The sequence below is a fragment of the uncultured Pluralibacter sp. genome, from assembly GCF_913775985.1.
Taxonomy (GTDB): domain Bacteria; phylum Pseudomonadota; class Gammaproteobacteria; order Enterobacterales; family Enterobacteriaceae; genus Pluralibacter.
The window spans coordinates 1-8,638 of the sequence record NZ_CAJYMB010000037.1 but is presented as its reverse complement, the minus strand read 5'-3'; the positions used below and the strand labels follow the sequence as shown (position 1 = coordinate 8,638).

At 58.6% G+C, this 8,638-nt stretch carries 12 protein-coding genes; 7 read left to right on the top strand and 5 right to left on the bottom strand.

Annotation, left to right across the window (positions count from 1 at the left end):
- Nucleotides 1-254, top strand: a 254-nt coding sequence (gene flgM, locus QZ766_RS05095; protein ID WP_297198205.1) for a flagellar biosynthesis anti-sigma factor FlgM, incomplete at its 5' end; no start/stop codon positions are given.
- Nucleotides 255-257: 3 nt separating this feature from the next.
- On the top strand, nt 258-671 hold the full coding sequence (flgN, locus tag QZ766_RS05090) for a flagellar export chaperone FlgN (protein WP_297198202.1): 414 nt from the start codon (nt 258-260) through the stop codon (nt 669-671).
- Between the two features lie 143 nt (nt 672-814).
- Here flgN and QZ766_RS05085 read toward each other — a convergent pair whose 3' ends face one another.
- The 5 genes from QZ766_RS05085 to rimJ form a co-directional block, all read right to left on the bottom strand.
- Nucleotides 815-1,060, bottom strand: a complete 246-nt coding sequence (locus QZ766_RS05085; protein ID WP_297198199.1) for a DUF2543 family protein — start codon at nt 1,058-1,060, stop codon at nt 815-817.
- Between the two features lie 51 nt (nt 1,061-1,111).
- A complete protein-coding gene (gene murJ / locus QZ766_RS05080; protein ID WP_297198197.1) occupies nt 1,112-2,647 on the bottom strand; it encodes a murein biosynthesis integral membrane protein MurJ in 1,536 nt (511 codons plus the stop codon).
- 101 nt (nt 2,648-2,748) lie between these two features.
- Nucleotides 2,749-3,663, bottom strand: coding sequence for a Gfo/Idh/MocA family oxidoreductase (locus QZ766_RS05075; RefSeq protein WP_297198207.1), 915 nt, complete (start codon nt 3,661-3,663; stop codon nt 2,749-2,751).
- Nucleotides 3,664-3,677: 14 nt separating this feature from the next.
- Nucleotides 3,678-4,328: a YceH family protein gene (locus QZ766_RS05070; protein ID WP_297198194.1), complete on the bottom strand. Its 651-nt coding sequence runs from the start codon at nt 4,326-4,328 to the stop codon at nt 3,678-3,680.
- A 13-nt stretch (nt 4,329-4,341) separates the two neighbouring features.
- The gene (gene rimJ / locus QZ766_RS05065) at nt 4,342-4,926 is read right to left on the bottom strand and encodes a ribosomal protein S5-alanine N-acetyltransferase (RefSeq protein ID WP_297198192.1); all 585 of its coding nucleotides are present in this window, start codon (nt 4,924-4,926) and stop codon (nt 4,342-4,344) included.
- A gap of 301 nt (nt 4,927-5,227) precedes the next feature.
- Here rimJ and QZ766_RS05060 point away from each other — a divergent pair, with 301 nt between their 5' ends.
- The 5 genes from QZ766_RS05060 to solA all read left to right on the top strand — a co-directional run.
- The gene (locus QZ766_RS05060) at nt 5,228-5,788 is read left to right on the top strand and encodes a lipoprotein (protein ID WP_297198187.1); all 561 of its coding nucleotides are present in this window, start codon (nt 5,228-5,230) and stop codon (nt 5,786-5,788) included.
- Nucleotides 5,789-5,930: 142 nt separating this feature from the next.
- Nucleotides 5,931-6,977, top strand: coding sequence for a dihydroorotase (gene pyrC, locus QZ766_RS05055; RefSeq protein ID WP_297198184.1), 1,047 nt, complete (start codon nt 5,931-5,933; stop codon nt 6,975-6,977).
- A 76-nt stretch (nt 6,978-7,053) separates the two neighbouring features.
- Nucleotides 7,054-7,299 (top strand): DNA damage-inducible protein I, encoded by a 246-nt coding sequence (dinI, locus tag QZ766_RS05050; protein WP_297198181.1) that lies wholly within the window; start codon nt 7,054-7,056, stop codon nt 7,297-7,299.
- Nucleotides 7,300-7,576: 277 nt separating this feature from the next.
- Nucleotides 7,577-7,831: a biofilm formation regulator BssS gene (bssS, locus tag QZ766_RS05045; RefSeq protein ID WP_297198178.1), complete on the top strand. Its 255-nt coding sequence runs from the start codon at nt 7,577-7,579 to the stop codon at nt 7,829-7,831.
- 269 nt (nt 7,832-8,100) lie between these two features.
- Nucleotides 8,101-8,638 (top strand): N-methyl-L-tryptophan oxidase (gene solA, locus QZ766_RS05040; RefSeq protein ID WP_297198176.1); only part of this gene is annotated, 538 nt, incomplete at its 3' end.

Below are 8,638 nucleotides of genomic sequence, written 5' to 3'. Positions count from 1 at the left end.
CCGTTCAGCCGCGCGACGACGCCGATGCGCAAACGCAGAAAACGCGCCAGAACAGCGCGCCGGCGGCCACCAGCACCAGCGTCACCCTGAGCGAATCCAAAGCGAGCCTGCTGGAACCGCGCAGCAGCGATATCAATATGGATCGCGTCGAGGCGGTGAAAGCGGCTATCCGCAGCGGCGAGCTGAAAATGGATGCCGGTAAAATTGCCGACTCGCTGATCGCCGACACCCGCCGCTGGCTTGAGGATCGCTAAGCCGTGACGTCTGTCAGCGAGATTCTGGACAAAATGGCGCAGAGCCTTGGCGCCCTTCGCACGGCAATGGAAAGCGAACAGCGGCTGCTTTCTGCTGGCAGCGTCAGCGGCAGCAGCCTGCAGCGGGCCACCGAAGAGAAAAGCGCCCAGCTGGCGACGCTGGCCTGGCTGGAGCAGCAGCGGCAGCCCGCATGGCACGACGCGGACGACGCTACGCGCGCGCGCTGGCGGGACATTGCGGTAGAGGTTCAGGCGCTCAGCGAGATGAACCAGCATAGCGGCTGGCTGCTGGAAGGTCAGATGGCGTATAACCAGCAGGCGCTGGCAGTGCTCAGGCCGCATCAGGAGGCCGGGCTGTACGGCAAGGACGGCATGACCGCGGGCAGCGGGCGCGGCGGGATTAAGTTTTCGGTTTAAGAAGGTGCGGCCAGAGATGATTTCTGTGCACCGGATTAGGTTTATATTGCCGCATATTACGAAGCAGGCGTATCGGGCGCGGCACGCACCCGATATAAACAATAGCGATAATGCAGGCTCGTCTGCACATCAAAACCAGGCCGCTATTCATTACCCCAGCGATTGAGAAACTCGGCAATGTCGTCGATGCGCTGCGGATCGATACTGCTCTCAACGGCCATCTCCTGCTGCGCCGCTTCGCTGATTTCCTCATTATTCATCAGGCGCGTCACCAGCAGCTGAAAATAAAGGGCCAGCGCGTCGCGCTCGGTTTCAGCGACCGCTTTGGCGGCTTCCGTCTGGTATTCGTCGACGATGTCGTAGTATTTCAGCGGTATTTCTGTGTTCATAATCAGCCTCGAAAGGTTATGCCGGATGCACTGAACATCCGGCGCACATTGTTACGCCGTGCGGCGCGCAAACTCTTTAATCCGAAAACCCAGCACCATTAGCGTAGCAAAATAGGCTGCGATACCGGCAATCACTACCGCCATCAGGCGCAGCAGGCGCAGCGGCATCGAGCCCTGGGACCACTCAGGCATAATGTGCATCATGCCGAGCAGCGCCGCGGCCATCACCAGCACGGCGACAACCAGTCGGGTGAGGAACTTGCCCCAGCCCGGTGCCGGGGTGAAAATTTTCTGCTTGCGCAGCTGCCAGTAAAGCAGCGAGGCGTTCAGGCAGGCCGCCAGGCCAATGGAGAGCGACAGCCCGGCGTGCTTAAGCGGCCCAATAAAAGCAAGGTTCATCACCTGGGTCAGGATCAGGGTGACAATCGCGATTTTCACCGGGGTTTTAATGTCCTGCCGGGAGTAGAAGCCCGGCGCCAGCACTTTCACCACAATCAGACCCATCAGCCCAACCGAGTACGCCACCAGCGCCCGCTGGGTCATGGCGGCATCGAACGCGGTAAATTTACCGTACTGGAACAGGGCAACGGTGAGCGGTTTAGCAAGGATCCCCAGCGCGACCGCGCTGGGCAGCGCCAGCAGGAAGCACAGGCGCAGGCCCCAGTCCATCAGGCGCTGGTATTCGTCGTGGTTGCCGCTGGCGAAGCTTTTTGACAGGGACGGCAGCAGAATGGTACCCAGCGCCACGCCCAGCACGCCGGACGGAAACTCCATCAGGCGGTCGGCATAGTACATCCACGAAACCGAACCGGAGACGAGAAACGAGGCGAAGATAGTGTTGATAATCAGTGAGACCTGGCTGACGGAAACGCCGAGGATGGCGGGGCCCATCTGCTTCACTACCCGCATCGCCCCCGCATCTTTGAAATTAACGCGCGGCAGCACCAGCATGCCGATCTTCTTCAGGTGCGGCAGCTGGTAAAAAAGCTGCAGGATGCCGCCCGCGGTGACCGCCCACGCCAGCGCCAGGATCGGCGGATGGAAGTACGGCGCGGCAAACAGGGCAAAGCCAATCATGCTGACGTTAAGCAGCGTGGGGGCAAAGGCCGGTACCGAGAAACGGTTCCAGGTATTGAGAATCGCCCCCGCCAGCGAGGCCAGCGAAATCAGCAGAATGTAGGGAAAGGTAATGCGCAGCAGCTGGGTGGTGAGGGTAAATTTATCCGCCGTGTCGGCAAAGCCCGGTGCGGTGATGGTGATAACCCACGGCGCTGCCGCAATACCGAGCACGGTGACCAGCGCCAGGGCCAGGGTCAGCAGACCGGAAACGTAGGAGACAAACACCCGCGTGGCGTCTTCCCCCTGCTTGCTTTTGTACTCCGCAAGGATCGGCACGAAGGCCTGAGAGAACGCCCCTTCGGCAAAAATACGGCGCAGGAGGTTCGGCAATTTGAAGGCAACAAAGAAGGCGTCGGTGGCCATTCCGGCGCCGAAAATGCGGGCCACAATGGCGTCGCGCGCAAAACCCAGCACGCGTGAGAACATAGTCATCGAGCTGACGGCCGCCAGCGATCTTAATAAATTCATTAACGTGTGATTCCACAACCCTGGAACAAAAGCGCCTGCGGAGCAGGCGGCTGGAAAGTGGCGATAGTCTACCGGGTTCAGCAATAAATGCCACCGGCGGACTATTCGCGCATTGCCTCGCGCCACAGGGCGTCGATGATGCGCTGGGCGGCGATCGCCTGTTCGCCGGCGGTTTCAGGCACCGTCTGATTCTCTATGCACTGGATGAAGTGGCGCGCGCAGCCGACAAATCCGCGCTGCTCCAGCGTGCTCTGCCAGCCCGGAACGGGTCGCGTTACCTCACCCGCGCCGCGCTCTTCGCACCACTGGCGCATGTCGCTCACCGCAATCAGCGCGCCGTCGGTTACAGCCTGCACCCGCTCAAGCTGGCTGCCCGCGCGGCGGTGCATGCTGGTGGTTATCCGGGCCTGCGGCAGGGTGAACTGGTGTTCGGCGTAAAGCATTTCGCCCTGTTCGGTGATTTGCAGCAGGCCGCCGGAAATCTTTGCCTGACCGCCCGCCAGCCACAGCGCGGTATCCACCACGTGCAGATAGTCATCCAGCAGGGTAAAGCGCAGATCCTGCGGCCCGACGCTGTGGGTGCGGTGCTTGTCCATCCGCAGCGAGGCAAGTTCGCCCGCGTGCGTTTTAAGCTCGCGGTACAGCGGCGCAAAGCGGCGGTTAAAGCCAACCATCAGCGTCAGCTTTTTCCTCTCTGCAAGCTCCACCAGCCGCGCGGCATCGCTAAGGCTGTCGGCGAGCGGCTTGTCCACGCAGACGTGTACGCCCAGATTGAGCAGCGCGCTCACCACCTCATAGTGCGCCGCGGTGGCGCAGTGAACGAATACCGCGTCGCACTGCGCGGCGAGGTGCGCCAGCGAATCCGCCAGTGGAATACGCCAGCTGGCGCAGACCCGCTGCGCTTTTTCCCGCCCGGGGGACCACGCCGCCTGCAGCGTCCAGCCGTCCGCCGCGGCCAGCACCGGTAGCCAGGCTTTCTGCGCGATGGCGCCGAGGCCCACCACGCCGATACGCAGCATTTTCTCCACGACTACTCTCCGAGGTGCGCCAGCAGGGAATCCAGCCGCGCTTTGAGGGCGGCAACTTCATCTTCCAGCACCGCAACGCGCTCGCCGAGCGCTTCTGAGGAGGCAGGCACTACCGCTTCTACCGCAGTAATCAGCGATTCCACGCTGCCGCTAAACAGGTGCATGTAGCGCTGCTCTCGCTTGCCCGGCTCGCGCGGCAAGCGCGCCACGAACGGGCCGTCCTCGCGGCTCGCCAGATGTTCCAGCGCGGCGTCAACTTCTGCCGCATCGATAAACTCGTGCATGCGCTGGCCGCGGCTGCGCAGCTCACCCGGGGTTTGCGGCCCGCGCAGCAGCAGAGTGGCCACCAGCGCTACTTCTGCAGGCGTCAGGCGCAGATCGCCAAATTCCGAGTTGCAAAAGCGCTGTTCGTACTTGGTGACGCGATTGCCGAAACCGCTGACGGTGCGCAGGTAGTGGCGCTTAACCAGCTCGTCGAGGAGATCCTGCACTTCACCCTCGCTCAGGGACATCACCGGCTCGCGGTTGGTTTTTTGATTACAGGCCAGGGTGATGGCATTGAGCGACAGCGGATACTGCTCCGGCGTGGTGACCTGCTTCTCCAGCAGGCAACCGATGACGCGCGCTTCGTGCGCGGATAACTGATATTTCATTTGAGTGTTCTCCTTATCGACCCGCCGTCCACTCGCGGGTGGTCAGCGCTGTTAATACGTGATCCCGCCACTGGCCGTCTATCAGCAAATAATCTTTGGCGTAACCTTCTTTCTCAAAACCCAGACGCGCCAGCAGCCCGCCGCTGCGCTGGTTGTGGGGCATGTAGTTGGCCATAATCCGGTGAATCCGCTGGGTGCGCTGCATATAGCGAATGGCCGCGCTCAGGGCCTCAAACATCAGCCCCTGCCCCTGATGCTTCTCGCCGATGGAGTAGCCGAGATAGCAGGCGTGGAACGAGCCGCGCACCACGTTGGAAAAATTTGCCACGCCGATAATCGTCGTCTCTTCCGGGTCGAGCAGCGCGAAATAGAACGCCGAGCCCTGCTTGTGAAACTCGTTGATCATCGTCAGTCTTGCCTGCCAGCCGGACGGATAACAGTGGCTGTCGTCGCGGATCGGCTCCCAGGGTTTTAAAAACTGCTTATTCTCAGCGTAATAGTCCGCCAGCCGCCACGCGTCCCTGTCGTGGACGAGTCGCACCACCAGTCTGTCGGTCGTTAAGCGCGCTTTTGGCACGTTATTGCGATAGCCAAACATTTTTTCTCCTGTCTACGCCGGGCTCTCTGTTCGCGGTGAGAGGCCACTATACCTGCCTCTTTCCTGAAGTTGGACTCAGGCAGCAGATTTTTCTGTGCCGCCACGCTATTTCATGCAAAAAACGTAGCCAGACCCGCGTTTTAAACAAAAGTCAGGGTTCAAGGCTCGCGGGAAATGCCCCTGAATCCCTGTTACCAGCGTGATTTGGCGCTGTTTCAGCAAATTCTGCTGGCAGACAGAGTGCTGACGCGGCATGCTGCTTTGTGTCAGGATGAGCCAGAAGTTTATGTTGAGGAAGCCCATGAAGAAGATGTTGTTTGCTGCCGCCCTGCTGGCCGGCAGCGCGCTGACCGGATGTAATCAGCTCACGCAGTACACCATTAGCGAGCACGAAATTAATCAGGCGCTGGAAAAGCGCAATAACTTCTCCAAAGATATTGGCGTACCCGGACTCGCGGATGCCCACATTGTCTTAAATAATCTTTCCAGCGCTATCGGGCGCGAGGAAGCCAACAAGGTGACGCTTACCGGTACGGCCAAACTCGATATGACGTCGCTGTTTGGCAATCAGAAAGCGACCATCGATCTGAAACTGAAAGCCCTTCCGGTGTTCAATAAGGAAAAAGGCGCTATCTACCTGCAGGAGATGGAAGTGGTTGAGGCGAAGGTGCAGCCGCAGAAGATGCAGTCGGTGGTGCAAACCATGATGCCGTATCTCAACCAGTCTCTGCGCAGCTACTTCAGCCAGCGGCCGGCCTACGTTCTGCGCGAAGATGCCAGTAAGGGCGAGGCGCTGGCGAAAAAGCTCGCTAAAGGAATTGAAGTTAAGCCGGGTGAAATTGTCATTCCGTTCACTGATTGATCCCCGGCGGGCGCACTGGCGCCCGCCCTCTTCCTCCGCCCGGCGGTAAATTTCCTCCGCAAATAGAGTGCAAACGAAAACGTTTACGCTTATTCTTAGTGCCCGGCAAAAAGACCCCCTTTTCAATTAGCCGGAGCCTTCCATGACCGCACCCTCTCAGATTCTGAAAATCCGCCGCCCCGACGACTGGCACATTCATTTACGCGATGGCGATATGCTCGACGTGGTGGTTCCCTATACCAGCGAAGTGTACGGACGGGCGATCGTGATGCCGAATCTGGTTCCGCCAGTTACCACCGTGGAAGCCGCCGTCGCCTATCGCCAGCGGATCCTTGATGCCGTGCCGGCAGGCCACCGCTTTACGCCGCTGATGACCTGCTATCTGACGGACACGCTCGACCCGGACGAACTGGAGCGCGGTTTTCGCGAGGGGGTATTTACCGCCGCGAAACTCTATCCGGCGAATGCCACCACCAACTCCAGCCACGGCGTCAGCAGCACCGATGCCATCATGCCGGTGCTGGAGCGCATGGAGAAGCTCGGCATGCCGCTGCTGATCCACGGGGAGGTGACCCACGCCGATATTGATATTTTTGATCGCGAAGCGCGCTTTATCGAAACGGTGCTGATTCCGCTGCGCCGGAAGCTGCCGGGGCTCAAAATCGTGCTCGAACACATCACCACAAAAGATGCGGCGGAATATGTGCGCGACGGCGACGCACTGCTGGGCGCGACCATTACTCCGCAGCACCTGATGTTTAACCGCAACCACATGCTGGTGGGCGGCATTCGCCCGCACCTGTACTGCCTGCCGATCCTCAAGCGCAACGTACACCAGCACGCTCTGCGCGAGCTGGTGGCCAGCGGCTTTGAACGAGTATTCCTCGGAACCGACTCGGCACCGCACGCCCGCCATCGTAAAGAGGCCAGCTGCGGCTGCGCCGGCTGCTTTAATGCCCCGACGGCGCTGGCAAGCTACGCTACCGTTTTCGAAGAGATGAATGCACTCGCGCATTTTGAAGCGTTTTGTTCGCTGAACGGGCCGCGCTTCTACGGCCTGCCGGTCAATGAAGACTTTATCGAGCTGGAGCGTCAGGAGGAGCACGTGGTAGAAAGCATCGCCCTGCCGGACGATACGCTGATCCCGTTCCTCGCCGGTGAAACGGTAGGATGGACGCTTAAACGCTAAAAAAAGATCGGCTCCCTGTTGTCAGCAACATGCATATACTGTATATATAAACAGTAAATTATTCAGGGAGCCGTCTATGCGTATCGAAGTGACTATTGCCAAAACGACCGTCCTGCCCGCCGGGGCCATTGATGCCCTGACTCACGAACTCTCCCGCCGCATCGACGATGAATTTCCGGATCGCAATGGCCGGGTTTCGGTGCGCTATACCTCCTCCAACAGCCTCACCGTCTACGGCGCCGATAAAGACGACAAACAGCGCGTTAGCGAAATCCTGCAAGAAACCTGGGAAAGCGCCGACGACTGGTTCAACGCCGACTAGATTTCTGCTCCACCATTCTGTAGTTTTTTGCCGGGTCGCCCCGGCTTTTTTTGCTGCATTTTCATCCTTCACCTCATTGCAAGACTGCCACCTCCTAAACACAGCCATCAGCCTGAGCAATTATTAGCCAGCATTAGCGATGCCGATGGCGAAATATTCCGCGTTTAATTTAAAATATCGAATATTTCCCGAGTTGTTGGTATAATTGTTCTGCTTCAGAAAAAAACGCGCATTGAACCTCGAACCGTTGTCTTAAATACACAAATAAGGGGTCATGATGGAAAAGAATAATGAAGTCATTCAGACCCATCCCCTGGTCGGATGGGATATCAGCACCGTCGACAGTTATGACGCACTCATGCTGCGTCTGCACTACCAGAACCCCACAATAGCAAGCAACAACGAAGCTGAGATTGGCCAGACGCTATGGCTGACCACCGACGTCGCTCGCCAGTTTATTTCTATTCTGGAAGCGGGCATCGCTAAAATTGAATCCGGTGATGTCGAGCAAAATGAGTATCGCAGACATTAAATCTTACATTTAATGACGATTAAGGGCATCTTCGGATGCCCTGTTTATTTGTGGCTCGCTTAAGAATTATCTTTAAAATAATGGCTGCTGCGGGAAATATCCGAGGCCACCTGCAACTTTACAGCCCACTCGTCAATTCCGATACTGGCAGCCTCTGTCCGCAGTAACAACTGCACGACAATCAACAACTCGCGGCCGAGCGCTTGAAATATCACTGCGATAGCCGGATGATTTACCCTACGCCAAAATAAATGCCCTGAGAGACCTACATGAATTACGATCTTATTATTATCGGCAGCGGCTCTGTCGGCGCCGCTGCCGGATTTTATGCCACCCGCGCCGGGCTGTCGGTGCTGATGATTGATGCCCACCACCCGCCGCATACCGAAGGCAGCCACCACGGCGACACGCGACTTATTCGCCACGCCTACGGCGAAGGCGAAAAGTACGTGCCGCTGGTGCTGCGCGCCCAGACGCTGTGGGACGAGCTGGCAGCCCTGAGCAATGAGGAAATTTTTGCCCGCACCGGCGTGGTGAACCTCGGGCCGGTCGATTCTGTTTTTCTCGCCAACGTCGAGCAGAGCGCCCGCCAGTTCGATCTTGATATCGAAAAAATGACCGCCGCGCAGGCGATGGCCCGCTGGCCGGAGATACGCCTGCCTGAAAATTACACCGCGCTGTTTGAACCCGCCTCCGGCGTATTGAAAAGCGAGCTGGCAATCAAAGCCTGGATCGACCTCAGCCGCGAAGCGGGCTGCGCCCAGCTGTTTAACTGCCCGGTGAGCGCCGTACATCATCAATCAGACG